The organism is Methylorubrum populi (genome assembly GCF_002355515.1).
In the GTDB taxonomy this organism is placed as follows: domain Bacteria; phylum Pseudomonadota; class Alphaproteobacteria; order Rhizobiales; family Beijerinckiaceae; genus Methylobacterium; species Methylobacterium populi_A.
The window spans coordinates 4,335,977-4,361,101 of sequence record NZ_AP014809.1; the positions used below are offsets into that span (position 1 = coordinate 4,335,977).

Annotated in this window: 20 protein-coding genes and 3 pseudogenes; 7 read left to right on the top strand and 16 right to left on the bottom strand. The window is 66.8% G+C overall.

What is annotated here, in order from left to right; all coding sequences use genetic code 11:
- The first annotated feature begins 44 nt into the window (after positions 1–44).
- A complete protein-coding gene (locus MPPM_RS20120) occupies positions 45–482 on the top strand; it encodes an EamA family transporter (RefSeq protein ID WP_096487941.1) in 438 nt (145 codons plus the stop codon).
- Positions 483–649: 167 nt separating this feature from the next.
- On the opposite strand, the gene MPPM_RS20125 is transcribed toward MPPM_RS20120, so the two are convergent.
- The gene (locus MPPM_RS20125; RefSeq protein ID WP_096486577.1) at positions 650–3,238 is read right to left on the bottom strand and encodes a recombinase family protein; all 2,589 of its coding nucleotides are present in this window, start codon (positions 3,236–3,238) and stop codon (positions 650–652) included.
- A 1,706-nt stretch (positions 3,239–4,944) separates the two neighbouring features.
- Between MPPM_RS20125 and MPPM_RS29230 the strand changes: the two genes are divergently transcribed.
- Positions 4,945–5,079, top strand: coding sequence for a hypothetical protein (locus MPPM_RS29230; protein ID WP_255538462.1), 135 nt, complete (start codon positions 4,945–4,947; stop codon positions 5,077–5,079).
- A gap of 90 nt (positions 5,080–5,169) precedes the next feature.
- Here the strand turns inward: MPPM_RS29230 and MPPM_RS20135 are convergent, their stop codons facing one another.
- From MPPM_RS20135 to MPPM_RS20145, 3 genes and pseudogenes are all read right to left on the bottom strand, one after another.
- Positions 5,170–5,418, bottom strand: a complete 249-nt coding sequence (locus MPPM_RS20135) for a hypothetical protein (protein ID WP_003596801.1) — start codon at positions 5,416–5,418, stop codon at positions 5,170–5,172.
- Positions 5,419–5,484: 66 nt separating this feature from the next.
- Positions 5,485–6,567 (bottom strand): annotated as a pseudogene (locus tag MPPM_RS20140) (IS630 family transposase).
- Positions 6,568–6,593: 26 nt separating this feature from the next.
- Positions 6,594–7,549, bottom strand: a protein-coding gene (locus MPPM_RS20145) for an IS630 family transposase (protein ID WP_096486579.1) whose coding sequence is annotated in 2 segments (ribosomal slippage) — positions 6,594–7,210 and positions 7,210–7,549 — 957 coding nt in all. Because the reading frame shifts where the segments join, the coding sequence is not laid out codon by codon here.
- Between the two features lie 875 nt (positions 7,550–8,424).
- On the opposite strand from MPPM_RS20145, the gene MPPM_RS20155 reads away from it, so the two are divergent.
- Positions 8,425–8,697 carry a hypothetical protein gene (locus tag MPPM_RS20155; RefSeq protein WP_244573365.1) on the top strand — a complete coding sequence of 91 codons (273 nt, stop codon included), beginning with the start codon at positions 8,425–8,427 and terminating at the stop codon, positions 8,695–8,697.
- A 937-nt stretch (positions 8,698–9,634) separates the two neighbouring features.
- On the opposite strand, the gene MPPM_RS29380 is transcribed toward MPPM_RS20155, so the two are convergent.
- The 8 genes from MPPM_RS29380 to MPPM_RS20195 all read right to left on the bottom strand — a co-directional run bounded on the left by MPPM_RS29380 (position 9,635) and on the right by MPPM_RS20195 (position 17,967).
- Complete coding sequence (locus MPPM_RS29380) at positions 9,635–9,973, bottom strand: hypothetical protein (protein WP_432419868.1); 339 nt, start codon at positions 9,971–9,973, stop codon at positions 9,635–9,637.
- A gap of 30 nt (positions 9,974–10,003) precedes the next feature.
- Positions 10,004–10,132 (bottom strand): hypothetical protein, encoded by a 129-nt coding sequence (locus MPPM_RS29385; RefSeq protein ID WP_432419824.1) that lies wholly within the window; start codon positions 10,130–10,132, stop codon positions 10,004–10,006.
- 220 nt (positions 10,133–10,352) lie between these two features.
- Positions 10,353–11,282 carry a 3'-5' exonuclease gene (locus tag MPPM_RS20170; protein WP_244573366.1) on the bottom strand — a complete coding sequence of 310 codons (930 nt, stop codon included), beginning with the start codon at positions 11,280–11,282 and terminating at the stop codon, positions 10,353–10,355.
- Positions 11,283–11,381: 99 nt separating this feature from the next.
- Positions 11,382–13,463, bottom strand: coding sequence for an AAA family ATPase (locus tag MPPM_RS20175; protein WP_096486583.1), 2,082 nt, complete (start codon positions 13,461–13,463; stop codon positions 11,382–11,384).
- Between the two features lie 48 nt (positions 13,464–13,511).
- Positions 13,512–14,108: a hypothetical protein gene (locus MPPM_RS29025; RefSeq protein ID WP_244573367.1), complete on the bottom strand. Its 597-nt coding sequence runs from the start codon at positions 14,106–14,108 to the stop codon at positions 13,512–13,514.
- A gap of 269 nt (positions 14,109–14,377) precedes the next feature.
- Positions 14,378–15,337, bottom strand: coding sequence for a metallophosphoesterase family protein (locus tag MPPM_RS20185; RefSeq protein ID WP_244573368.1), 960 nt, complete (start codon positions 15,335–15,337; stop codon positions 14,378–14,380).
- A 244-nt stretch (positions 15,338–15,581) separates the two neighbouring features.
- Positions 15,582–16,856, bottom strand: coding sequence for a metallophosphoesterase (locus MPPM_RS20190; protein ID WP_096486585.1), 1,275 nt, complete (start codon positions 16,854–16,856; stop codon positions 15,582–15,584).
- Positions 16,857–16,989: 133 nt separating this feature from the next.
- Positions 16,990–17,967, bottom strand: coding sequence for a DUF6634 family protein (locus tag MPPM_RS20195; protein WP_096486586.1), 978 nt, complete (start codon positions 17,965–17,967; stop codon positions 16,990–16,992).
- On the opposite strand from MPPM_RS20195, the gene MPPM_RS20200 reads away from it, so the two are divergent.
- On the top strand, positions 17,960–18,511 hold the full coding sequence (locus MPPM_RS20200) for a helix-turn-helix domain-containing protein (RefSeq protein WP_244573369.1): 552 nt from the start codon (positions 17,960–17,962) through the stop codon (positions 18,509–18,511). The genes MPPM_RS20195 and MPPM_RS20200 overlap by 8 nt on opposite strands.
- A 68-nt stretch (positions 18,512–18,579) precedes the next feature.
- Here MPPM_RS20200 and MPPM_RS29030 read toward each other — a convergent pair.
- The 3 genes and pseudogenes from MPPM_RS29030 to MPPM_RS20215 form a co-directional block, all read right to left on the bottom strand.
- Positions 18,580–19,046, bottom strand: a pseudogene (locus MPPM_RS29030) (VIT1/CCC1 transporter family protein).
- A 163-nt stretch (positions 19,047–19,209) separates the two neighbouring features.
- Complete coding sequence (locus MPPM_RS20210; protein WP_173807932.1) at positions 19,210–19,638, bottom strand: MerR family transcriptional regulator; 429 nt, start codon at positions 19,636–19,638, stop codon at positions 19,210–19,212.
- A 225-nt stretch (positions 19,639–19,863) separates the two neighbouring features.
- Positions 19,864–21,938: pseudogene (locus tag MPPM_RS20215) on the bottom strand (heavy metal translocating P-type ATPase).
- A gap of 127 nt (positions 21,939–22,065) precedes the next feature.
- On the opposite strand from MPPM_RS20215, the gene MPPM_RS20220 reads away from it, so the two are divergent.
- From MPPM_RS20220 to MPPM_RS20230, 3 genes are all read left to right on the top strand, one after another.
- The gene (locus MPPM_RS20220; RefSeq protein WP_096486588.1) at positions 22,066–22,488 is read left to right on the top strand and encodes a MerR family transcriptional regulator; all 423 of its coding nucleotides are present in this window, start codon (positions 22,066–22,068) and stop codon (positions 22,486–22,488) included.
- A 137-nt stretch (positions 22,489–22,625) separates the two neighbouring features.
- Positions 22,626–23,564 carry a cation diffusion facilitator family transporter gene (locus MPPM_RS20225; RefSeq protein WP_096486589.1) on the top strand — a complete coding sequence of 313 codons (939 nt, stop codon included), beginning with the start codon at positions 22,626–22,628 and terminating at the stop codon, positions 23,562–23,564.
- 7 nt (positions 23,565–23,571) lie between these two features.
- Positions 23,572–24,258 carry a ZIP family metal transporter gene (locus tag MPPM_RS20230; RefSeq protein WP_096486590.1) on the top strand — a complete coding sequence of 229 codons (687 nt, stop codon included), beginning with the start codon at positions 23,572–23,574 and terminating at the stop codon, positions 24,256–24,258.
- A 59-nt stretch (positions 24,259–24,317) separates the two neighbouring features.
- Here MPPM_RS20230 and MPPM_RS20235 read toward each other — a convergent pair whose 3' ends face one another.
- Complete coding sequence (locus tag MPPM_RS20235) at positions 24,318–24,722, bottom strand: flagellar basal body rod C-terminal domain-containing protein (RefSeq protein WP_096486591.1); 405 nt, start codon at positions 24,720–24,722, stop codon at positions 24,318–24,320.
- Between the last annotated feature and the right edge of the window lie 403 nt (positions 24,723–25,125).

Here is a 25,125-nt window from a genome sequence, read left to right on the forward strand (position 1 = left end):
CTGCTCGTCACGACCCCTTTCGGTTCCGACTTTCGGAGATGCCGATGAAAGCCGTGCTGGCCTCCTGGCAGTTCTGGGCGTTGTTCTCGGCGGCATTTGCCGCGCTGACGGCGATCTTTGCCAAGATCGGGATAGAGAACATCAACTCGGACTTCGCCACATTCATCCGTACGGTGGTGATCCTGTGCGTCCTCGGCGCGCTTTTGGCCGGCACGGGCCAATGGCAACCACTCGATTCAGTTTCGGGACGAACATACCTGTTTCTTGTCCTATCGGGGCGCGCCACCGGTGGATCGTGGCTCTGCCACTTCCGCGCCCTGAAGCTCGGGGATGCCGCCCGCGTGGCGCCCATCGACAAGTTGAGCGTCGTCCTAGTGGCGGTCTTCGCGATCATGTTCCTCGGAGAACGCCTGACCGTCCCCAACTGGTTGGGCGTCGACCTGATAGCGGCCGGCACGATCCTGGTCGCCGACAGGAGCTGAAGGCTGGCCGCGTGCCCTTTCGCCCGGAGGCGTACGCAGGAGAGCGACCGGGACGCCGCGACCAGCACGCGCGTTGGCCGATCGCCATCGAGCGCTCTCTGCATTCGTTCCTGCGCCCAACGTCCAGGCCCTTGACGCTCGCCGTCCAAGAACATGGCTGGCGGCGACTAGGCCGCGTCCGTCTTCCGCCCGGCAGGCGACTTGCGTCGGCGCGCTCGATGGATGGCCGGGGCCACGCCGCCGTTCCTGGCGTAGCGCGAGCGCCTGGGGGACGGGCCACGCCACTCTGCCGAGCCCCGAAGCATATTGGCCAAGCGCCCGACATCCAAGCCGTCGAGAAGCTCAGGGAAGCGCAGCGCCCATAGCTCCAACAACCGGTCCCAACTTCCGCTGCGGACCAGCCGACGCACGGAATTCGTGAGGTTCCGTTCGTCGCCGAACCGCTCCGGCATCCTCCGCCATGAGAGGCCGGTCCGCAGCGCCAGGATCACCGCCTCCAGCAGCAGCCGGCCGGGAATGCCCGGGGTGCCCTTGAACGAGATCTCGATGGATGAATGCAACAGCGGCTTCGAAGCCAGCCATTGCTCGTCGGTGAGCGCATCCTGGCCATCCAGGGCCTGGAAGCGTGCGGCCGGCCCCCTGCGCTTGCGCCAATCATCACCGCCAACCTTCCAGCGCGCCCGCGCGGCCACGACCGGACCGAGGTCCAGTCCAGCCACGAAGGAAGGGTCCGCCTCGCGAAGGAGGTCAATCAGGATCTGGTCCCCTGCGGCATAGACGAACCGCGAGAGTGCACGCCGCATCTCCAGCGCGTCGCCGAACGCCGCCGACAGCAAAGGCAGGCCCGTCCGGAGCCGGAGCAGGAGGGCGTCGACCAGAGCCCGCGTCGGGATGTGGCGCGAGTCATTCCTGTGGCCCGTGACGTCCGGGAGGTGCTTGGCGACGAGGGCCCAACGCGCGTCGTCGATCCGATAACCTCCGGTTGCCATAAGCCGCTGGGCGTCTTCGCGAAGGCGGACATGGCGTCCCATCGGCTGCTCGACATCGACATGGATCACGTCCAAGCCAACACCGGGCGAGCCGCAGCTCCCGTCCTCCTGTAGGAACGCCAAGAAGTCCAGGTGGATGGCCAGGCCCAAGGTCCCCGCCGGCCGGCCATCCCGCATGACCACCACCCGCTGGACGAGGCGGGCAAGGGCGGCGGAGACCTTCGCCTCCGCCTCCGTCAAGGCCCTGAATGGCACCCGCTCGATAAGGTGATCCAACGTGGCGGAAAGCGTTCGAAGCCTCTCACCGGCTTCGTCCACCTCGGGCAGCTCGGCGAGGTCCGCCGAACGGGCCTGAAGGTCTGCGAGCTCCCCCGTCAGGCGGCTCCTCTCCTCGGACAACAGGTCGGATGGGTAGGTCGATTCAAGCTCCTTGACGAGCGCCCGGCGAAGCTGTTCGCGGGTGACCGCAATCTTACGCGCAACATCCGCACGGGCGGCGCGGCGGGCGGCGGAGGCTTCACGTAGCGAGCGGTCGACGGCAGCCGCGAAATCCTCCTCGCCGACGAAGGACCGCAGCTTGCCGCAAACGGCTGTGAGGACGGCGCGCTCCACGGTCTCGTGCATAACGGAGTGACGCCTCGCCGGGCAGCAGCCCCCGTCCGACCAGACGTTGCAGGTTAGCTGTCGACCACCCAAGGTGAACCGCTGGCCTTCGACCCCGGCGCAGTCGCACGTCGCCTTTCCGGCCAAGAAGTGGCTGTGCTCGAACTTATGCTTCCCCCGGGGGCGTCGCTTCTCGTTGACAGCGAAAAATAGATCGTCTGGCACAATTCGAAGGTGATCGAAGTAGTTGCGCGTCATCTCGCTCGGATGTCGACGCTGGACCGTGACCTTCCCCGATTTGCGGTCGAACGTATTCAAGGTAAATGGATAGTACCATCTACCCGTATAGGCCAACTGGCCCAAAACGTTCGCAACGGTCGATTTCGTCCATCTGCAATCCTTCGTCGGTCCTGCAACCCCGCGTTCCTTCATGATCCGGCCGATGCTTCGGTAGGAAATTCCCGCGGCTGCCATTTCAAAGATTGAAAATATGGTCTTCTCTTCCTCGGGGTGACGCACGAGGAAGCCCCTTTCTTCGCCGTACCGGTATCCGAAGAACGCACCGGAATGGGCGCCGCCCTGGGCTGCGTGCTGGAACCTGCCCATGCCCATGATCAGGGTGCGACGGTCCCGATCCGCCTCGGCCTTAAGTGCCGCTTCAATGACCTCCTTCTTGTTCAGTGCCTTGAAGTCGCCGGCGCTATGAAATTCCACGCCAAGCTCATTCAATTCCTCGCATACTTCGACCGCATCGTAAGTTTCGCGGGACCACCGGTCAAAGTCCTCAACCATGATGACTTTTATCTTGCCAGACCGACAGTCTTCGAGCAAACGCTGCAGGCTTTCACGATCACGCATTGATCGGGCACTTCGAGCAGGGTCGTCATACAGCACGTAAATCGCGTAACCAAGCTTCCTCATGTAAGCGGTTACAACCTTGACCTGACGCTCGATGCTCATCTCCTTCTGCTTATTAGACGAGTAGCGAGCGTAGAGGCCCACGGGCACAAGCTTGTCCGGTGGGCCGAAGCCGTCACGGCGTTCGACATCCAGGTTCCGTCGAAGGGCCAACCGGTCCAGAGGGCACAATGCCGTCGCATCGACCACCTGCCGCAGATCCACGGCGCCAGGCATCAGGTCGGTCGTCCGTTCACCGTGGGCCATCGCAACGCCGCTCCATGCGAAGAGAAGGGAGAATTGCTTGCCTGAGGACGCGATAGCCGGGACGTGCGCGGGTTCGCTTTACGTCCATCTCGGTGCGCCGGATGACTTTCCTTTGACTCCGCCCGAGACCGTCACGTTCTCCTCGACGCACCTGGCCGGGTCGCAAGCGGTCATCCTTCCAGGCATCCCGGTAGCGACCGGCGTTCGAATCCATGCCGCGCGACGCAACGTACGCTTCGGCTCGCTCCCGCCGACAAGCGACTTCGGGCGTCTGGCCGTGATTTTCGTTTCTCCCGTCCACGGGGCCGGGTCTCCGCTGCACCATCGCGACGTGAATTTCGCATCCTGGCCGGAGCATTTCGCGTCACGGCGACATCTAATTCCAGGTCGCCCGCGTACAAGTCCCGACTGGCAACTTTCCTATCCTGTCCGCGCGCGTCCAGCCTTTGGGCGTCCGACCGTTCGGCGGCCATCCCCACCAAGCCCTCGAACAAAGCGTCTAAGACCGTGAGCGGCCGTCCTGAACTGGACGTTTCGCCCCGAAACCTCTGGATGCCGAACGACATCGTCCGCTCTCCTTGTTCCGATGAAATTACCCCTGGATCGCGCATGGCGGCAGGCGTACGAGAAACGCGCGTCGGCCGCGCCTTCTGGGACGGCCGCGCCGCATCGACGAAACGTGGGTGAAGTCTCTAATTATACCGCAGGTATATATAACTGCAATACCGGAGGCCGATCCGGAACTTGTCGCCATGTGCGGCGACCGACGGGACGAAAGGGCATCGCGGTCGCACGCGGTGCCGAAGGTAGCCTGTCCAGTTTCAAGAGACCGTTCCCGTTCTCGATGAACCTCAAAGGTCGATGCGGAAGCGGTATGGCGCGTTACGACGCCGCGGAACCGCCACCTGACTTGCGATATCCGCGAGCGCCACCTCCGACCTTGTCGTCCCAGTCCCCGTTGCGAATGCTCCGTCGGTACGGGCAGGTGTCCAGGGTGTCGGCTTCGGTCCGTACCAAGCAGCCCGTGAAGGGCATTCACGACGTTTGCCGGGCGGCTAGGCTCGGAGCAATCGGCCTGCTCCTGAGGAGCAAAAGCACAGCCGCTGACCGAGATGACGTGGGAACCGATGGCCCCCAGGGCCATCCCGGAGAGCACTGACCCTATGCCTGTCGTCGGTGCTGCCGGGCCGTTGCCGAATTCCCCTTACCGAAGTTCCCGCAATCCACAGGTCGCCACGACCATCCTGGTCCGGCGCGGCGAGGGTGATGGTCAAGCAGACGGATCGGAGGTAGAATATACTGGCGATATAAATACGACGCTGGTGCCGCCAAGTGCCGATAGGGTTTGGCTGCCCCTGCGCCAGTGGTCGGACGGTATCGCGACGTCGAAGTCCCCCGGGCGGTAGGCTGCCCCGCCCTGCTGATCAACCGCACCGACCGCGAGCACATGGCCGCGACCGGTGTCAGACGATTTACGACTCCGGTTCCCCAGACACGAAGCGCACTCTAGCAACGGGAGCGAGACGATGAGGCACGCGAGTCCGCGCGACGTTGAGCAGGATAAGGCTCCGTCAAGCTCAACCGGAAGGGCCACACGCCGGCGCCTTCCGCCGACCAGGGAACGGTTGGGCAGGCTGAGGGCAGTATCAGATCGCGTCGTCGAATCCACCGAATACGATGAGGAGACCCAAGGAGCCTTCGTCGAGATGATGGGTCCCGAACTGCTCGACGTCGCGTTCGACGAACTCGGGGACCTCGCCTTGGTCCGAGGCGAGCTATCGGACAGCTTGCGGCTGCATGTTTCGGCCCTGCAGCGTCTCGACGAGGAGGACCTTTGGTGACGCAGGGCCGAAGCTGCGCCAATCCTTCCTGAGGTCCAGGTGAGTTTAGCCCGCCGGCGCTCTCGGGAGGCGCCGGACACTTCGCCAACCCTACCCGGCGCGCGTCCGCTTACCCAGCGCGCCGTCCCAGCCTGGGAGGCGCGCATAGGCGTCCTTGCCAACCCTCTGGAAGTATCGCTCGTATTCGACGCTGATCTCGATCTTCTTGCGCGGCATCCCCTCGGATAGCGCTTCCTTGACCAAGCGGCCGCCCTTCAGCGTCGTCATTCGCAGCCGAACCATGATGTCCGCAACCGACATGCTGCCTTGCGCAGGCAGGATCTCGTAGGCTTCGTGCATCACGCGATCCCAGAACTCCTCAGAACGCACGTGGTCCAAGCGCCGGCTAATACCAATCGGCATGGTTCATAACCGATAGGCCCATTCGCGCAGTCCGAGCGACATGATCATCCAAGGCTGTGCGACGAGCTTGTTCCAAGCCTCGCAGCATTGATCGAGGATGTCCTCGTAGGAGTCGAAGATCCGGTCGCCGAGCCAGTTCTCGCGCGGGAACTGCCAGACATTCTCGACCGGGTTGAGTTCGGGCGCATGAGACGGCAGCGTCAGCAAGGTGAAGTTGTCGGGGACGACGAGGTCGGCGGCGACGTGCCAGCCGGCGCCGTCGAGGATTTGGACGGCGTGCGCGCCGGGATCGACGGCGCGGCTGATTTCGGCCAGATGCGCGTTCATGGCCGGTGTGGCGCAGCGGGGCAGGACGAGACCGGCGTCCTTGCCCTTCTCGGGACAGATCGCCCCGAAGATGTAGGCGGACGCCGTGCGCTGATCCTTGGGCGCCGTGGGCCGGCTGCCCTTGCGCGCCCACCGGCGCGGGACCGTGTTCTTCTGACCGACGCGGGCTCTCATCCTGAGGCTCTCGAAGGACGTCCTGCCACCAGAGTTCGAGCGGCGTGTCGACTGGCAGTTGGGCGCGGATCGCGCTCACGCGGGCGGGGAGGTTTTTTTAAACGCCGTCAGCGCCGCCGGGTCCTGCTGATGATGGCGCGGACGGGCCGACAGCTTGGCATAGCCCATCCGCTTCACCTCCCGTCCGACACTGCTCTCGTCGAGGCTGACGCCGAAGCGCGCGAACAGCCAAGCCGCCAAGTCCTTCAGCCGCCAGCGCACCACGCCGTCCCGTTGCAGGTCCGGCCCTTCCTCGATGGCAACCGCGAGCGCCTGCCGCTGGGCCGCGTCGAGCTTGAACCGCGGGCCGGGCTTCTTGCGCTCGATCAGGCCGCCCGGCCCGGCCGCGTTGAAGGCCAGCACCCAGTCGCGCACCGTCTGCAGGCCGACCGCGCCGATCCGCGAGGCCTGCGTCCGGCTCCCACCCTCGTAGATCGCGGCCAGCGCGAGAAGCCGCCGGCTCTGACCGGCATCGCGGCTCTTCCGCGCCAGACGTCGCAGGGTATCCGCATCGAAATCCTCGCGCAGATCCACGGCCTTCGACATGGCAAACCTCCTAGAGCGGCATCCGATCAGGTTGGATCGTAGGCGTCGTAGCCTGCGGCCGCGAGATAGTTGCGGCACTCCGCCGTTGAGAAGCGCCTGAACGCGCGCTTGATGGTGTCCCAGAGCTCGCTGACCGTGCGTGCTGCGTCCGCGCGCAAAATCGCCTTGAGCTTGGCGAAGACGAGTTCGATCGGATTGAAGTCGGGTGAGTAGGCCGGCAGGTAGAGCAGCCGCGCGCCGGCCGCCTCAATGCGCTCGCGGATGCCGCCGACCTTGTGGGCGGGCAGGTTGTCGAGCACGACCGTGTCGCCGCGCTTCAGTGCCGGCACCAGGGTTTCATCGACATAGCTGCGGAAGCGGGCTCCGGTCATCGGCCCGTCGAAAAGGGCGGTGGCCATGAGGCCGTTGGCGCGTAGGCCGGCCGTGACGGTGATGGTTTTCCAATGCCCGAAGGGGATGGCGACGCGGCACCGCTCGCCGCGCGGCGCTCGCCCGTAACGCCGCGCCATCTTCGTGTTGGTTGCGGTCTCGTCGAGGAACACGAGCCGGTCCGGATCGAGATCGAGTTGCCTCTCGAACCAAGCCAGGCGGGCTGCCTTCACGTCCTCCCGATCCTGCTCGGCCGCGTGGTCGGTGTTTTTTTACGCGTGATGCCGTGGCGCTTGAAGAAGCGTGACAGGCTGCTCACCCCGACCCGCAAGCCATGCTCGGCCAGACGGTCGCGCAATTCGTGCAGGAATAGTCCGGGCTGTCCCTCGTAGGTCCGTCGGATCAACATGGCTTGTGCCTCGACGGCGTGTGAGCGCTGATCGCCGCCCATCGGCTTGGCCTGTGTCCGCCCCTCCTGCACGAAGCTCTCGTGCCAACGCACCGCGCTGGCTGGGCTGACCTCGAAGCGCCGCGCCGCCTCCCGGCGCGAGGCTCCTGCCTCGATGGCCATGACGACGCGCTCACGCAGATCGGCGGACAGGGCAGACGGCATTCGGCTCTCCTCTTCGGAAGGCCGCACATCGAATCACATCCCCGCCCGAACCAAAACCCCAGACGATTCAACCCGCTCGGATCGCGCTCTAGCTTGCCACATCGAATCACATCCGCCGCTTCCGCGTAAACCCGCGGGTCCTCACCCGTACCGATTGGTATTATGGGTACGCTGATTGTGCAGCAGAGATGCGGGACAATTTAAGCGCAGCAATTCCTGGTTGCCTCGCTCGTCGCCGGCTTTGCGCCGAAAACGGCCGTTTGCGGATCATTTTGGAACGAGACTTCGACTTTTCCGTCCCGTCGAGCGTTAGGTGCCTGTAGGAAATGCGCATCCGCCGCCGCTCGCTGTTCACATCGTCTTCAGCGGCGGTCGTTGAACCTGCCAAGGTCGCCACACGAAATCGATCCCCGTAATTGCGGAGTTTATTCCATGACACGTACGTCTAAGTTCAGAGCCTCACTCATCGCTGGCTTTGCTGCGCTCGCACTAGGCTTTGGCTTGGCAACAATCCCCGAACCGGCAGCCGCCCAAGGCCATGGCTACGGTCATTCCCGCGGTCATGGTGGCGGCTACGGCGGTCACGGTGGCGGCGGTCGGCACGGCTATGGCGGCGGACATCGCAGATCGTACAGTGGGCACGGCGGCGGTCGGCGACATGGCTATTTCGGTGGGCACGGACGCTCGGGTGGCGGTCATCACAGGGGTGGTGGCCACTAGGGACACAAACTAGAAGCTTGATCCCGCAAAGATTGTCTTGAGCCCAAGCGTTAGGCGAGGTTGGCGGGACTCAGTCATCGGATGACGGCAAATAGTTCGTTACTCAGAATAATTCTCCGACGTAACGAAATCCGATCCGGAAGCAACGCACAGCCATGTTTTTCTTCCAAATCCGAGCACAGGAGAATGATGTCGTGATGAAAAAGTCAGCAATAGCAATGATCGTTGCGGCCTTTGCCGTATCTCCAACAGCAGTCTTCGCTCAGCATATCGATGTCAATCCGGGCGAGGTTCGGGTGGAAGGCGATAGCCACGGACGACGCGTTGTCGAAGAGCGTCGCGAGGGCGGCCATCATGAACCTCGCAGAGAGCACCACGAAGAGCGTCGAGAGGGACACCATGGCGATGCCCCGCGGGAACGTCACTGACGCCTTGAGATAAAAAGAGCTGTGAATAAGCGACGGGTGGCCATTACAGGTCGCCCCTCGTGTACATTTCAACGATATTGTCTAGGCCGACTAGCACAGATCAATTCAGTTGCTTCTGAAGCTGACGTACAAACAAGGTGAATTTACAGCTTAGCTGTGGCTATAAAATATATTTTTATTACTGTATAACTCTTCACCTTATTTGCTTTCTTCGAAGTCATGTGATGGAACGCTCCTGCCAAGCGCGTGGGCGAGGTGGGATGAAAACACCATTCAGCAGAGCCTGCCGGATCGCATCCGTGCGTTCAGGCGTTGGGCAAGGCAGAGGGCCTTGACCCGCTCAAACGAGTCTTCGGGAAGGGACGCGCAAAGCAAAGGAGAAATAGTTATGGCTCGTCTTGGTAGGGTGAAGACGGCACTGAGTGTCGGCCTTCTGACGGTCACGCTCGTCGGCAGCCTCGTGGCCATTCCGAGTGCGGCCCAGGCTCAAGGCCATCATGGCGGCCATGGCGGAGGACATGGGTTTTATGGCGGCCATGGCGGAGGCCACAGGTACTATGGCGGCCACGGTCGCACTTATGGGTATGGTGGTTTTGGCTATGGGCGCCGCTACTATAGCGGTCACGGCTACCGCAGAGGACACGGACATTACGGCCATAGGCGGGGTTACTACGGGGTCCCCGTTGCAGCTGGATTGATCGGTGGCTTGGCGCTCGGTGGGCTCGTGGCGCACAGCCCATACTACGGCCACTACGGTTGTGGTTACGCTCCGAGCTTTGATTACCACTACGGTTACTGAGCACGGTCGAGTGTGCCTGCTATACTATTATTTGTCGTCGGGGCCGGATGCTCAACGGTAGATCCGGCTTCGGCTCAGTCTAATATCGATTTTGCGATCTAGTTGCGTCATCATCTGCGAGGCGACTTCTCATAGTCTTCATTTGTTCGTCGTCAGTGTCGCCCGGCTGAGCTCGACCGCAATGCTCAAGGCTTCGGTTGTCTGAAGCTGGGTTTGCGCGGTGATCACGTCTGAGCGAGCAGCGACACCGGCAGCGTACTGGTTCTGAGTGATCACGAGGCTGCTGTCGCCGTTCCCGTCCAGGACCAGCATCACGCCGAGGTCCCTGGCGCTCGCGGCACGGTCGAACAGGATCATCTGCCGTGCCTTCGGGCTCGCTTCCCCGGTCTCGGGCGCGCGCAGGTTGTCGACGACGGCCCGCAGCGAAAGGTCGATGATCTCGACGTTGCGCACGATGTCGCGCTCGATGACCTGCATGAGGTTCCTGGAGGTCTGCTCGGCCTTGTCCTAGGCATCGCGACGAAGATCGAGGAGCATCGATGCCGACACGATCAGCATGCCGATAGGTGCCAGGACCCCGAGCGCCACCCAAGCGCGGCTATGTTCAAGTGGTCGCGAGAGGCGCGGCAGGGTCATCGGCTGTTCCTCCTCGGCTTGCTGGCCGTTGCCCGATCGTTCGCACGCCAGCCATTACGGTCGATTTACCCCGATGGCTTTCGACGCCTTCGACTCACGCATGGCTAACGCCCGGTTTTATCGCGCACTCACGCCGGACCGGCGGATCCGGGCGCGGGACCTGCGTCCCGCCGCCCGCTCATGGCGCATCCCGAGGATTGGCTACCCCGCGACCCGGCCCTCAGGCCCCGAGCGAGCTCCGTCGCGCTCCGTGACAGGCGTCCGGACCAGCCACCACCGCACCCGACCCGGTCGTTCGACCCACATGCATCGGCGCGCGCGATCCAGTCCGTCGCCATTCCCGCGCGAAGGCTGCCAAGTGCGGACGGGCCGGCCCCTCCGCATCAAGGTAGCGCAGGAATCCCTCCACGGCTGCATCGTGGCCCGCGGCATCCGTCTTACCCGTCAGATGCGCCCAGCGCATGAAGATGACGTAGAGGTTCGCCACGTCGGTCTCGCAGTAGTCCCGCACCCGACTAAGTTCGTCGCGCGCGACCAATTCGGCGACGCAGGACCCGTGCTCGCCCATCTTGCCCGGTGCGCCGACCGCCGCCGCAGCCTCCTCCAGGGTGAGACGCGAGGCCGCCCCGAAGGATGAGATCGCATCCATGAGGTCGAGGTGCCAGTCCTGGGCGTAGCGCTGCCCGTAATTGGCCCAGCGCGTTCCGCGAAGAAACCATGCGGGGGCCGCGAGACCGTGCATCAACGAGCGGGCGAGGACCACCGGCATGTCGAACGCCCTGCCGTTCCAGGTGACGAGCCTGTACCGTCCACCCTCGAAGAGCCTCCAGAAGGCGCGCAGCAGACGTGCCTCGTCCCATCCCGGTTCGCCGCCGCTGCGACAGGACCGCAACTCGTAGGTCTCGACGCCCGTGCCCGCGTCGCGACCGACCCCCGCCTCGATCACCGAGATGGCGACGACCTGATGCCACATGGCCTTTGGAAACCGGTCGGCCGGCCAATCCGCGGGCGTCAGGGTCGGGTCCGGAACGGTCTCGATGTCCAGCATCATCAACGTGTCCGGGCTGCCCTCGTCGAAGTCGCGGCGGCGCAAGGGATGTCGCATGGTGTCGGGGCGCGCCTCCGCCCCGGGTGTGGCGGCGTCGAACAACGTCCGTTCCGCGAGCGGGCGACGGGCGGGTGAGCGCGACGCGGACGGGTCCCGGCATGCAATCGGTCGGCGTACGAAGGACGTCATGGCCTCTCCATTTCAGGTGTCGTGCGTGCGGCGGGCACCGCGGCCCGGACCGGCGCGGCGTCGGGGGGAGGCGGCCTTTCCCGAGAACAACGCCCGGGTGGCCGCGTCGTCGAGGTAGGCCGTGCGGAACAGGGCCTCCGCGATCCGTTCGAGGGCGAGGCGCTCGGTCCGCATGAGGTCGCACGCGCGCTCGTAGGCCAGCCGGAGCCGCTCAAGGACCGGGCGCATCAGCCAGGGCATCCGGGCCAGGTCGATGTCCTGGGCGGGGGCCAGGGACAGCAGCGGGAAATCGGCGGAGAACCCCCACGACGCCTCCATCGCCGCGGCGCATCGGGTCGCCTCGGCGAGATCCGAGACCGCGCCGGCGGAGACGTCGCCCAGGAGCACCTCCTCGGCCGCGCGGCCCGACAGGATCATCACCAGGGACCGTTCGAAGTCGCCCTCGGTCAGGGCTCCGTAGGCATCGACGAGCGCATGCTCGGTCAGGCCGCCGGTCGGGGCGATGGATAGCGTCACTGGTCCGCTCGCGCCGCTGGCCAGGAGCGCGACCGCATGCCCGGCCTCGTGGACGGCGCAGCGCATCCGGAGCCCATCCCCGAGCGCCGGCGTCCCATCCGAGGAGCCTGCCAGGATGTCGGCCACCGTGAGGGTGCGGCCGGCCCGTCGCGCGCTGCCACGCGCCCGCCGCACCAGCGCCTCGACGTCGGCACCCGTCATGCCACGCAGCAGCGGGACCACCGGCGCAAGGTCGAGGTCATCGGCGTCGGCCCCGAGATACTGGACCAGCATGCCGGTCAGCGCTTCGAGACCGGGAAGCTCGATCCGAAAGTGCCGTTCGAGCCGCCCCGAACGCAAGATCGCAGGATCGATCCTTGATGGATGGTTCGTCGTGCCGACGACGACGACCCCTTCGCGGCCGACGGCGCCGTCGAGGTGTTCCAGGAGGGCGTTGACGACCTGGCTGGAGTAGTCACGATGATGTTCTAAGAAAGTATTCCTATCACCAAAGGAGTCGAGCTCGTCGATCAGGACCACGCAAGGCGAGCGCCGCGCTTCCTCGAAGAACTGCCGCATGGCGCCCAGGGTATGGCCAAGATGTCCGTCACGGGAGCCCTGCCACTGCGCGAGGGAGCCCGGATGAAGCGGTAGGTTTGCACTTCGGGCCAGGGCCGCCGCGAACCGCGTCTTGCCCGTGCCGGGCGGCCCGCTGACGAGGACGGCCGATTCACAGGCCGCGAACGGGATGATCCCTTCCTGCCACGACCGTAGGTCCGCCACCAAGCCGAGCCCCCAATCCCGGGCGGCTCCGAGACCGAGCGTGTCCTCAAGGCGGGGCGCGTTCGCGGTGCGCTGCCTCTCTCGCTGGCGCGAACGCCCGAGGCGCTCCAGGGCCTCGGATGCTCCACGACCCGGGCGGATACCGAGCCGAAGGTCGGCGGCGGCCCGGACCGCCACGCAGTCCCCGAGCGCGGCGAGGGGCGGAACCTCGCCGGTCACCGCCTCGATCACCAGGCTCAGAACCTCGGCGTCGAGCGGAGCGACGAGAACCTCCCGGTCGACGGCGCGCAGGAAGTCGCGCGGCAGCGTCCTGGCGGGATCCGACGCGACGCCGATGAGCGGGACGCCGGCGACCACGGCCGCGCCGACGGTTTCGTTGCCGCGGTCGGGCCTATGCTCGCGCGAGGCCCCGTCACGCGCGAACACGACGACCTCCCGCCGGCTGCGGTCGTTCCAGGCCCCGCGCCCGCCCTCGCCATCCCGAACCCTCCATCCCAGTCCGAGGAGGCAGGGTCCCACGACGCACCGCATCGGCTCCACCCAATCCGGAGAGGATACGCGCACCAGTAGGACGGGGAAGCCTTCATCGGCCGCGGGTGGTCCTGCCGGAGCGAACGCGCGCCCCAGCATGACCGCGGCGGCCACGACGTCGGCGGCCAGCCGGGGCATGGGCGATGCCTCCCGCCGGCCGAGCGCGAGCGCGTCGAGCTCGGTTTCGTCCAGGCACCATGATGGATCCGGGCTCGCGGCTTCCTTCCGCAACGCCTCGACGAAGGCGCGCGCCATCGCGCAGGCCGCCTCGTTCGGTTCGGGCATGGCATCCTCCGGCTTCGCGTGGGACTTCGATGGTGAGGGGCCGATGGTTCAGCGGCGGCGAAGCTTGCGCATCCTCGGTCGCGCCCATCGCGCCGCGAGGCGCATGAGCCGGCGCTCGTCGGCGCTGCGCCGTGCCAGCGCGCGCAGGGCGTAGGCGATGACCGCCGGCGCGGTCGCGTCGCCGCGCTCGGCCATCAGCAGGAGATTGCCCATCACGAGATCCGACGCGACCGAAGCCGCGCCGCACGTGCGGACGTGACGGATCGCGAGCGCCGTGGCCGCGGCCGCGTCCCCGTCCCTTGCCGCGGACCAGCGCGGTTCGCCGAGTATCGACGTCGTCGCCAGCAGCCGCGCGAGGGCCGTTGCTTCCGCCCGGTCGAGGCGTCCGGGCGGGTACGTCCGCCAAGCCGCCACCACGCCGGCTTCGACCCCGGGCGGCACGCCGCGCCGCGGGGTTCGGATCGCACGCCGCAAAACCGAACACGAAACCACCCGGCCAGGCTCCGATGCCATGTCCACCTCCAGCGGCCCCGCCCGTTCCAAGGCGGCCAACGAATCCGTCACGCTTTCGAAAAACTTGGCCCGTGCCCCCGCGGGGAGCCGGGACGACCCGATGGGCGAATAGGCGGTCGCCGCGCTGCGCACGGGCTCGGCTTCACAGCGCCCAGCCCGGTTGGCCGGGCTGTTGAAATGCCCACGACGTTCGAGGATGCTGATATTATACCTGCGGTATATAATGCGATCAAGCCATCGCCGTCATTGGCGGCCGGGAAAAGTCGTGGCGGCGGCAGCCCGAGGCGGGATGTCAGCGATGGGCGCCGTCCCGGCCCAACCTTTCCCGGCTCCCGATGCCCGTTGGCCCGTCCGGGGAGCTTGGTACGGGCGGTCCTGGGCCGTAGGTCGACGTTCCCATCTCAGGCCTCGACCACCAAGGCTGGGTCGAAGGCATCGGCCGCATCCCAGCGCCGCAAGGGATTGGCGACGACCCTGGTCCGGCCGATGCGGTAATCCGCCGGGGCGACGGCCCGGCCGTGGACCCAGAGCGTCGGCGCGCCCCAGGCGTGCATGACATCCTCCAGGTCCGAGGCATGCGAGGCTGCCAGCCAGGCGTCCCCGAGCCATCCCGTCCAGGCGTCGGGCAGCGAACGGCGTGAAGGCGCGAAGTGGGTGAGCACGACGGCGCGGTCCCCGGGGCGAACACCGGGCACGAGCGTCCCGGGTCCCCTCGCGACGTTCAGCGATTGACACACGATGCTGGTGAGGGCGTCCTCGATGTATCCCCGCGACCTTGCATGGGCCCCGAGGGCGTCGAGCGGCGACCACGGGCGCCCCCGCCGAAGCAGGACGCGCCGGCAATCCGCCCAGCTGTGGCGGGCCGCGACCCTGGCCAAGCGGCCCTCGAAGCTCCCTTCGAGGCACCAGTCGGTCCACAGGGTCGCCCCGACCACCACGGTCCCGCCGCCGGCCTCGGGACCGATGCGTACCGCGTCGTCGGCGAGCAGGTGGATGCCGAGGTCCCGGGCGAGCTCCCGGCCGCGGGCGACCGCCTCCACCATGGGCGTCTCGGACCACAACTCCGCGCTGCCCGCCACCATCAGGACGGGCCTGTTCCCCTGTCTGCCGTCCAGGGCCCGCGCCAACCAGTTCAACGCGACGTCCAGCCCGATGGCCACTCCGCCCGCGACCAGCAGGACGTCGAACTCAGGAAGCGGATCGGGGAGCCGGAACTCGGGATTGCGGTCGACGAGCAGGTCGGACAGGATCCAGAACCTCGCGTTCTCCCTTCGGCTCCCGACGGAGGCCGGTCCGGGACAGGCCGTCCGCACCTCGGGCGTCGCGTCGATCCGCGCTCGGGGCCGAAACGGAAGCGGCAACGGCTCCGGGACCTCGGCGCCCGGAACACGACGAGGGGGGCGAACATGCCGCGTCATCGTAGCCCCCCGGCGGCCGCCGATCCCGTTCCGGTCGAGCCCGGGGAGCGGAACGGGATGGGATGCGGCGGAGGTGCTCCCCGGCATCCTAGCGCACGAGGCTCACGGGCGAAGTCCGGCAAGGGCGTCTCCATCGGTTCTCGGCTTGCGGGAGGCAGTCAGGGCGGGGCGGCCGCCCCGGGCGGTCTCAGACCTTGACGACCAGCCCGGGCTGGAAGCGCGGGTTCTCGCCGGGATATCCTCGCGGGTTGCAGAGCACGCGGGTCCCGCCGAGGCGGTAGTCGAACGGCGTATGGGTGTGCCCGTGGACCCAGAGCGAAGGCCGACCGGCCTCGATCAGGTCGTCCAACCGCGACGCGTAGGCGGCATTGAGCGGTTTGCCGAGGAACCGTGGGGCGACGCTCCCCGCCGCGGGAGCGTGATGCGTGACCACGACGTGCGCCCGCGTCGTCGCGTCCGCGGCGGACCGGAGCGCAGTTTCGAGGAAGCGGCGTGACGCGAGGTGCAGCGCGAGCGCCTCCTCCGGCCGGAACCGCCGCCACTCCGGCTTGCGGCTCCAGGCGATGAGGCGGTGATCGTTGAGGCCCACGCGTGCGTCCCGCATGGCGGGGACCCGCGTCGCCGGTCCGTCGAGCTCGTAATCCGTCCACAGGGTGCATCCCGAGACCACGACGTCGCCGAAGCGGACGGTGTCGTTCTCCAGGAGGTGAATTCCGGCCTCCATCGCGGCCGCGCGCCCCGCCTGCAACTCGTCCGGCAGGCATCGACGGTAGAATTCATGGTTTCCGGCCACGAACGCAACCGGCATATGCGGCCGGACCGTCGCGGCGAGCCACGCGATTGACTTGACGAGGCCCTCGCCGACGTCGCCGGCGACCACCGCGAGATCGGCCCCGGGGATCGAGGCTGGGGTCCATGGACTCCCGATGTCGATGTGCAGGTCCGAAAAGATCCATAGGCGCATCGGTTCTCCCTCGGTGTCGTCGCCCGGAAGCCGCAGCCGGTCCGGCGCCCTGTCGTCGCTCCCGGCGGAGACGCCCGCCGGCTTAAGTTCCACCCGGGACCGCCACGCATAGGCGAACCGGGCATGGTGCGGTCCGCCCGTCCCGTCGGCGGCGAGACGGTCGAGCGCATCGGCGAGGAACGTCGCGGCAGCCTTTTCGCCGCGAAGCGCCAGCGCGAGCGCCGCGGTGGCGACCACGTCGACGTCGGGATGCGCCGGACCGCATCGTCCGAGGACCGCCCGGGCGTCGCGGAGCGCCGCCGGGGCGTCTTCCCATTCCGAGGCGGCCACGGAGGGACCGGACCCTTGGAGGGCAGCCGTCGCCGCAGCCAGCAACGGCTTGGCCAGATCGGGCGCGAGGGCGCCCGGCCCGACCGTCCGCCACAACCTGGTGAGGGACGTCGAACCGCCCGCCGCCGGCAGCGCCCAGCGACGTTCGCCTTGGGGGTGCACGGGCATCTCCTGACATCCTCGCATGGCCGCCCGGACAGGCGGCAAGGGCTCCCCCGCCCACATCTCGACGGGCGGGACCGGCTTCCGCCTTTCGAGCGAGGGAGGGGCGACCCGCCTCGACGGAAAGGCAGACGGTGCGCTACTGCAGGGAGGGACGCGGACCGGCGGGCCGTCCCAGGCGGTAGAGCCTGGAATAGGTGCGCGCCCAGGTACGACGGTCGGAAACGTAGACTTCCGAGGTTCGGACCCGGCGACCTGGGGGAAAGTCCGGATGGTGCGTGACGCGACCGACGAGCGCCGCGACCGGCCGCATCCCGAACTCCCATTCCTCAAGGACGGGGGCGGCGGCGAGCTCCTCCGCGGACGGGTATTCGCCGTCCTCCGCGGCGTCCAAGGCATCGGCAAGGTCCCGGAGCCGGTCCTGCGCGTCGCGGCGGTCCGCCTCGCCCATCCCGGCCAGGACGGGAGCGATGACGTCGCCGGGATGCCCCGGCATCGGGACCGCACCGGGTACGACCGCGTTCAGCACGCGAAGCGCAGCGCGAACGGACAGGGACGCGAGCAGGGATCCATGGGCCGGGGCGGCGGCGTCCCGCAGCGGAGCCGGCAGGCCGCGAGGGATCACGCGGATCGAGGTGTCGTCCAGGCCCGCGGCCGCGGCCGTGTCGCGCACGGTTCGGTCGGACGCTCCGAGTGAGGGGAAACCGCACCCCAGCAGCCAAGGGACGGCGGCATGCGCGGTCGCGCGCAGCATGGACACGGCCATGGCGCGTTCGAGGACGGACGGTCCGACGGCGATCACCCTGGGACATTCCCCGAGATCAACCGGGCAGTCCGCCGCCCACCCTGGCGGCAGGTCGAGCACCACGAGGCGTCGCGCGGGATCGGCGGCCGTCTCCCGCGGGAAGTCCTCTGCGAAGGAGGGACCGTCCCTGCAAAGCTCGACAACGCGCAGCGTGTCCGGCACGCTGTCGAGTCGAGGCAGCCGGGATTCGTGCGCGCCTACGACGCGCAGGAGCGTCGTGGCGGTGCCGACCGAGGCTGCGGCACGGGCAATCAGGAAGGCGGCGTGCGTGCCAACGGCACGGCCATCGCCGCCGAACAGCGCGATGATCATGGCGAAACCCCAAAGGCGGAAAGCGGCCCTCCCGCTCGACGATCAGTCGGGCGGGGGCGGGCAGTCGGCGGTGCTTGTTGAAGATCCCAATTATACCTGTGCTATAAAAATCTTTCAAGCCTCGCCCGACGCGCCTCGGGGAGTGGACTTCGCCTCGGCTGCGGATTTCCCTCCGGACCGGACCGTGCCAGGATACCTATGCCAAGCCGCCCGCCTGCTGGTCGGTCTCACCCAGCAGGAGCTTCACCTGATGGCGCGCGTCTCGAAGAAGTCGATCAACGACTACGAGAACGGCTTCATCGCGATCCGAGTCGCGCTTGCGGAGCGCTTGGTCGCGGCCCTTCGCGGCGCGGGCGCCCGTTTCATCGCGGGCGAGGGATACGTCGGCGTGATCGTGAGCGGGCGGAGAACGGAGGCGGGCGTCCCGGCGGTTCCCTTCGGACAGGGAGTCCAGGAAGCCGGGATCGTCTCCGACCCGGGTCCCTCGGGCGGTTCCGCCAAGCCGCGCCCCGCCCGCGGCAGGCGTGGGTCGCAGGGGGATTGAGGCTCGAAATCCCTCGGTGGCGGTTCTCGGCGCGTTCCAGGCTCACCCCGTCCTGCCTTCGAGCCTCGTCACACGACCTTGCCGACAAGGCTCCCGATGCCTGCGGTGACGCCCACGGCGAGTGATCCCCGGAACGTCACCTGTACTGTACCGTCGCCCGCGGCACTGCGGCACCACCCGCCTTCGCCCCGAGGGCGCCGAGAATGGCGAGGAACACCAGCGAGGCCGCTATCTCCGTGTATTCGGGCCCGCGCTCGACGTAGATGCGAGCGAGATTTTGGCGCTTCGCCAGGGGTCGTCGGCGAGTTCGAGCCGCTCGCGGTCGGCCCGCTCGGTCTCGGACCGGGAATTGACCGAAGGGCACTTCCCGACCGCCATCGACATCGCGCCAGCCATCAGGATCTCCCCGTTTGTGCGTGGCGGACACCGCGACGCCGACGCTGAGGCTCGCGGTCGATACGGGTCCATCGTTGGTGCTAAACGCCGCGACGCGAAGCCAGCCGGCACGGTCGATAAGGTGCTGTGCGGGTCCTATTTACGGCTACGGCGAGAACAGCGAGGGTCGGCAGGCCCAACGTGTTCATCCGAAAGACCTTTGACCGCAGCACGAGCTGAAACTTTCGTGGCGGATAAACCAGCGCTGCGTCATGGCCGACACGGCGCAAGCTTGCCCGGCTTTTCCTGAGCAGGTCCCGGATTCAGGAGATGCGGCCGTGCTCATGCGCGCACTGTCGATGGTCGGCCAGCGTCTCGATCACCCGACACTCCCCCACCCGACCGTGGCCACATGCCTCGACCATGCGCCGCAACTCTCCGCGCAAAGCCACGAGTTGCCCGATTCGACGCTCGACCTCGGCCATGTGTCGACGGGCGATACCGTCCACCTCCGCGCAGGACCGGTCCGGCTCGGTGGACAGAGCCAGCAACTCGCGAATCGCCTGGATCTCGAATCCGAGTTCGCGCGCATGACGGATGAAATTGGTCCGGGATATCTCTGTCTCCAAATAGCGACGCTGCTTGCCCTCGGTGCGGGTCGGGGCCGGCATCAAGCCTGCTCCCTCGTAGTAGCGGATGGTTGGCACCTTCACGCCCGTGCGGCGCGACAGCTCTCCGATTGAAATGTTCATATCCCGGCCAAACCTCCAGTCCTTAGAGGTTGCACTCTCCTTCCTCCTCGATGGGAAGGGGGCACGAAAGCGGATGGCTCCGACGAACTGTCCGAACGCCATCCGTCACTCGACCGTTTCAAGCCGCCGCAGCCCATCCTTTTGACCTTGAAGCTTTGCGTGACGCTCTCCCGTTGATGACGTCGCACACGGATGGGGCCTCCCATGGTGGGAACGTGAAGGGCCTCAGGCGCTCGATCTTCCCTCTCCAAGGAGCCGCAGCGCGTTTGCCGTCACCAGCACGGTTGCCCCGGTATCCGCCAGGATGGCAGGCCATAGGCCGGTGACCCCTAGAACCGTCGTGACCAGGAACACTGCCTTCAAGCCGAGCGCCAGGGCGATGTTCGTCCTGATGTTGAACAGCGTCCGGCGCGAAAGCTCGATCATCCGGGCGATGTCTGCGACGCGTCCGTGCAGGGCCGCCGCATCCGCCGTCTCAAGCGCCACGTCGGCGCCCCCACCCATCGCGATACCGACGTCCGCGGCCGCGAGCGCTGGCGCGTCGTTGATGCCGTCGCCGACCTTGGCCACCACGGCGCCAGTGGCTTGGCGCTCCCGCACGATCCGCTGCTTGTCCTCAGGCAGGAGCTCGGCCCGCACCTCGATGCCGAGCGCGGCCGCCACGGCCCAGGCCGTCCGCGCGGTGTCGCCGGTCAGCATGATCGCGCCGACGCCGAGCGACGCAAGGCGGTCGACCCCCTCCCTCGCGTCGGACCTGGGCTCGTCTCGCATCGCGAGCAGCCCGGCTACCGCCCCGTTCGCGAGGAGCACGGACACGGTCTTACCCTCGCCCTGGAGCCCGGAGACCCGCTCCTCCTGATCGGGCGTGAACGGCACGCGCGCGCCGGCTTCCCTCGGCGAGCCAAGGAACAAGTCGAGCCCCCCGACCTTGCCGGCGATGCCCTTGCCGCCGAATGCCTGGGCCCCGAATGCCGGGGGCACCGGCGCTCCGGCCTCGGCGGCCTTGGCCAGCACGGCCCGGGCGAGCGGGTGCGAGGAGCCACCCTCAAGGGCGCCCGACAGCGACAGCACGTCCCGCTCGGACCTCCCGAATGCCACCACGTTCGTCACGACGGGCTTGCCCTCCGTCAGGGTTCCCGTCTTGTCGAAGGCGACCGTCGTCACCGAGGCCAGCCGCTCCAGGACGGCGCCGCCCTTGATGAGAAGCCCGCGCCGGGCCCCGGCCGAGAGGCCGGCCGCGATGGCCGCCGGCGTCGAGATGACGAGCGCGCAGGGGCAGCCGATCAGCAGGATCGCCAACCCCTTGTAGACCCAATCCCCCCACGCGCCGCCCGTGAGAAGCGGCGGGACCACCGCCACCAAGGCGGCCACCGCGACGACGGCGGGGGTGTAGACCCTGGAGAACCGGTCGATCAGGCGCTCGGTCGGCGCCTTCGCCTCCTGCGCTTCCTCCACCAGCTGCACCACCCGGGCGATGGTATTGTCCTTGGCAGCCGCGGTCACCCGGACGCGGAGCGCCCCGTCGCCGTTGACCGTCCCGGCGAAGACTGCGTCGCCAAGCTCCTTGCGCCTCGGCACGCTCTCACCGGTGACCGACGCCTCGTCGATGTTGCTCCCGCCGTCCAGGATGGTCCCGTCCGCCGGGACGCGGTCACCCGGCCGCACCAGCACGGTGGCGCCGACCTTGAGGCTCGCGGCGGGCACAGATTCGGTCGTGCCGTCCCGTTCCAGCAGCGCCGTCTCCGGGACGAGACCGGTCAACCCACGGATGCTCGCCCGGGCCCGTCAGCAGCGACGCCCTCCAGCACTTCGCCGATCAGGAACAGGAAGACGACGGTCGCCGCCTCCTCGGTCGCCCCGATGACGGTCGCGCCGACGGCGGCGACCGTCATGAGCATCTCGATGGAGAAAGGCGTCCCATGCCGGGCGGCCAAGATAGCTCGTCGGGCAACCGGCACCAGCCCAACCGCCATAGCCGCGAGGAAAGCCCAGCGCTCGGTAATCGGCGCGACGTGCCCGAGCGCGTAGGCTGTCACCAGGGCCGCGCCGCAGGAAGCCGCCAGCAGGGCTTTCGGCGCCTTCCACCAAGGCGTTTCGGCGGTATCCCCGGACGCCACGGCGTCCGGGTCCTCGGCCCCGTAGCCGAGGCCGCGGACGGTGTCAGCGATCATTCTCGCATCGGTCCCGGGTCCGTGACGCACCGCGAGCGTCTCGGCGGCCACCGAGACCTGCACCTGTGCGATGTCGGGCAGCCGGCGCACGGCGGCCTCGACCTTCGCCGCGCAGGACGCGCAGTCCATGCCGGTCACCCGCAGGCGGGTCGTCGGGACGTCGGTCCTGTCCAGGGTCGCTGCTTCGGTCACGGCGGGTGCCTTCCTTGTGGTGAAGTCGACCCTACTTCCTCTAGCGACTAGAGGAGCAAGTACCATGCAGCCCATCGCAATCGGGGAATTGTCGCGGAAGGCAGCCGTGAAGGTGCCGACCATCCGCTTCTACGAGGAGCGCGGACTCCTGCCGCGCGCGTCCCGAACGGAAGGCAACCGGCGGACCTACGGCGCGGCCGACGTCCGGAGGCTTCGGTTCATCCGGCACGCGCGTGAACTCGGATTTGAGATCGAGGACATCCGCGCGCTGCTCGATCTCGCCGAGCAGCCGGAACGCCCGTGCGGGGAGGTAGACGCAATCGCCCGCCGGCATCTCGCTGACATCGACGACCGGATTGCGCGGCTTACCGGGTTGAGGGTGGAGGTCCAGGCGATGCTGGATCAATGCTCGCGGGGCAATGTCCGGGAATGCCGCATCGTCGAAGTGCTGGCCGATCACGGTGAATGCCTGCACGAGGCTCACTGATGCCTAAGGTCAAGCGAAATTACATTTTTTGCGCCCGCCAAGTTCGAAACCCCTTGCTCCTCTAGTCGCTAGAGGAGTTAGGCGTGCCGCATATGTCGGACGCCCCGTTGAGGGCTTAGATGCGAGCGGATATCCAGATGACCGGACACGCGGATCAGGCCTCCCGTGACGGGGGCGGGCACGAACACGGTCATGCCCACGCGCCCGCCAATTTCGGCAAGGCCTTCGCGGTCGGGATCGGGCTGAACGTCGCCTTCGTGCTCATCGAGGGGGTCTACGGCGTCTTGAGCAACTCCCTCGCCCTCGTCGCCGACGCAGGCCACAACCTCTCGGACGTGCTCGGGCTCGCCGTCGCCTGGGCTGCGGCCGTTCTTGGAAAACGGGCGCCTACGCCGCGCTACACCTACGGCATGAAGAGCTCCTCGATCCTGGCCGCCTTGTTCAACGCGGTCATCCTCCTCGTCGCCATGGGCGCAATCGCCTGGGAGGCCGTCCGGCGCTTCGGTGAGCCCGCACCGGTGGCCGGGACCACCGTGATGGTGGTCGCCGGCATCGGCATCCTGATCAACGGCATCACCGCTTGGCTGTTCGCATCGGGGCGCGAAGGCGACCTCAACGTGAAGGGCGCCTTTCTGCACATGGCCGCCGATGCCGCCGTCTCGGCGGGCGTCGTCGTCGCCGGCCTGCTTATCGCCCTGACGGGTTGGCGTTGGCTCGATCCGGTTACCAGCCTGCTCATCGCCGCGGCGGTCGTATGGAGCACCTGGGGACTCCTGCGCGACAGCGTGCGGATGTCGCTCGCCGCCGTGCCCCCCGGCATCGACCCTGACGCCGTGCGCGCCCATCTGCGGGGCTTGGAGGGCGTCACGGCCGTCCACGACTTTCACGTCTGGCCGATGAGCACGACCGAGGTCGCCCTGACGAGCCATCTCGTAAGGCCGGACGGTACGGACGACGCTTTCCTCATACGAGCCGCACGCGAATTGAGGGACCGCTTCGGGATCGTCCACGTCACGTTGCAGGTCGAGACGAGCGAGACGAACGCCTGCGCGCTGGCCCCGGACGGCGTGGTCTGAACCTGCGATGCAAGCCTGGCTCTATACCCTCATCCCGGCAGCCGCCGCCGTTCTCGGCGCCGCGGTCGCCGTCAACATGCGGCCGGGACCCGTCTTGGTCAGCGCCATCCAGCACTTCGCCGCAGGTGTCGTATTCGCCGCGGCGGCGGGCGAGATCCTGCCTGACCTCAAGCATGCCGGATCGCCTTGGGCCACCCTGGTCGGCGGCGGCGTCGGTGTTGCCGCCATGCTCGCGGTCCGCACTCTGGAGCGTCGGGTGAAAGGACCGGTCGGTCTGCTGACCGTCACCGGAATCGACATCTTGGTGGACGGGCTCGTCCTCGGCATCGCCTTCGCAGCGGGCGCCAAGGCCGGTTTCCTGCTTACGGTCGCCCTGACCATCGAGGTGCTGTTCCTCGGCCTGACGGTCGCGAACGAACTCGGCGAGGGCGGAACCTCGAAAGCCAGGGTGGTCGGCTTGACCGCCGCCCTCGTCGTCCTGCTGCCGCTCGGTGCGCTGCTCGGCGGCCCGGTCGCCACGCTGCCCGAGGCCATCCGCGGCGGCTTTCTCGCCTTCGGCCTGATTGCGCTCCTCTACCTCGTGACGGAGGAACTTTTGGTCGAGGCACACGAAACGGAGGACCGTCCATGGGTGACCGCGATGTTCTTCGCAGGCTTCCTGCTATTGCTCTTGCTTGATGAGCTTGTCGGTTGATGGCGCACGGGCCGGCCGCGTTCGATGCGTCATCACGAAACGCTTTCGGGTCGATGACATCAGCTCTTCAGTAGCGCGAGCGTCTTTCCTTTCAGGTCGTCAAAGGTCGCGATAGTGCGCAGATTGGCCTCGTACGCTCGCATCGCAGAGCGAAGTTCGGACATCTCGACCGTAGGGCGGACATTGGGAAGCTTGAGGTTGCCGCCAGCATCGGCGGCGGGGTGTCCAGGACTATGAACCGTCGGGAATTCGGTCTTGTCGCGTACGATACGGATGGCCGGTGCCTCTTCGGTGTTGCCCGTGATCGGCTCGAACACTGCAATCTTGCGCCGATAGGGTTCGCCGTCTGGGGCGGACGCCGTGGAACGCGCGTTGGCAATGTTCTCGACCGACACGCGCATGCGACCCTGATGAATGCGCAGGGCGGCGGACGCCAAGCTTGGCCCGGAAATGTCTTCCTTCATCGCCAGCCTCTTTCTTGCCGGCACCCTGTCCCGGCAGACACAAATTTGTTAATCAAACCTAATAAGTCATAGTTAAAAAATGATTAACTTGTGCCTTGTGGCGTTGGAGAGAACCGAGCGCTGGCCCGTCCAAGACCAGAAGTGTTCGCCGATGTCCACGAACCATCATCAAGTATGCGGCTTGGAAATCAGGCGAGCCATCATTGGATCGCTTCATGTGTCCCTCCGCTGCAGCCGGATGCATAAGCCGACTTGTGCTCACCGGGCATTTTGCACGAACGGATGTACATGATTTCGATTAAATACTGTTATTGCTCGCATATCTACGGGGTTTCCTTGCAAGCATGATGCGGAAATAATTTGACCAATTTCACGTATTGTCGATCAAAAATCTGGATCAATT

Coding starts and splice junctions, on each gene's coding strand:
- MPPM_RS20155 (WP_244573365.1), top strand. CDS start 8,425: ATGTTTTTCTTCCAAATCCGAGCACAGGAGAATGATGTCGTGATGAAA.
- MPPM_RS29385 (WP_432419824.1), bottom strand. CDS start 10,132: ATGACCCTGCCGCGCCTCTCGCGACCACTTGAACATAGCCGCGCTTGG.
- MPPM_RS20230 (WP_096486590.1), top strand. CDS start 23,572: ATGCAAGCCTGGCTCTATACCCTCATCCCGGCAGCCGCCGCCGTTCTC.
- MPPM_RS20120 (WP_096487941.1), top strand. CDS start 45: ATGAAAGCCGTGCTGGCCTCCTGGCAGTTCTGGGCGTTGTTCTCGGCG.
- MPPM_RS29380 (WP_432419868.1), bottom strand. CDS start 9,973: ATGCAGGTCATCGAGCGCGACATCGTGCGCAACGTCGAGATCATCGAC.
- MPPM_RS20225 (WP_096486589.1), top strand. CDS start 22,626: ATGACCGGACACGCGGATCAGGCCTCCCGTGACGGGGGCGGGCACGAA.
- MPPM_RS20235 (WP_096486591.1), bottom strand. CDS start 24,722: ATGAAGGAAGACATTTCCGGGCCAAGCTTGGCGTCCGCCGCCCTGCGC.
- MPPM_RS20175 (WP_096486583.1), bottom strand. CDS start 13,463: ATGCCCGAACCGAACGAGGCGGCCTGCGCGATGGCGCGCGCCTTCGTC.
- MPPM_RS29230 (WP_255538462.1), top strand. CDS start 4,945: ATGATGGGTCCCGAACTGCTCGACGTCGCGTTCGACGAACTCGGGGAC.
- MPPM_RS20195 (WP_096486586.1), bottom strand. CDS start 17,967: ATGATCATCGCGCTGTTCGGCGGCGATGGCCGTGCCGTTGGCACGCAC.
- MPPM_RS20200 (WP_244573369.1), top strand. CDS start 17,960: ATGATCATGGCGAAACCCCAAAGGCGGAAAGCGGCCCTCCCGCTCGAC.
- MPPM_RS20220 (WP_096486588.1), top strand. CDS start 22,066: ATGCAGCCCATCGCAATCGGGGAATTGTCGCGGAAGGCAGCCGTGAAG.
- MPPM_RS20210 (WP_173807932.1), bottom strand. CDS start 19,638: ATGAACATTTCAATCGGAGAGCTGTCGCGCCGCACGGGCGTGAAGGTG.
- MPPM_RS20135 (WP_003596801.1), bottom strand. CDS start 5,418: ATGCACGAAGCCTACGAGATCCTGCCTGCGCAAGGCAGCATGTCGGTT.
- MPPM_RS20125 (WP_096486577.1), bottom strand. CDS start 3,238: ATGGCCCACGGTGAACGGACGACCGACCTGATGCCTGGCGCCGTGGAT.
- MPPM_RS20190 (WP_096486585.1), bottom strand. CDS start 16,856: ATGCCCGTGCACCCCCAAGGCGAACGTCGCTGGGCGCTGCCGGCGGCG.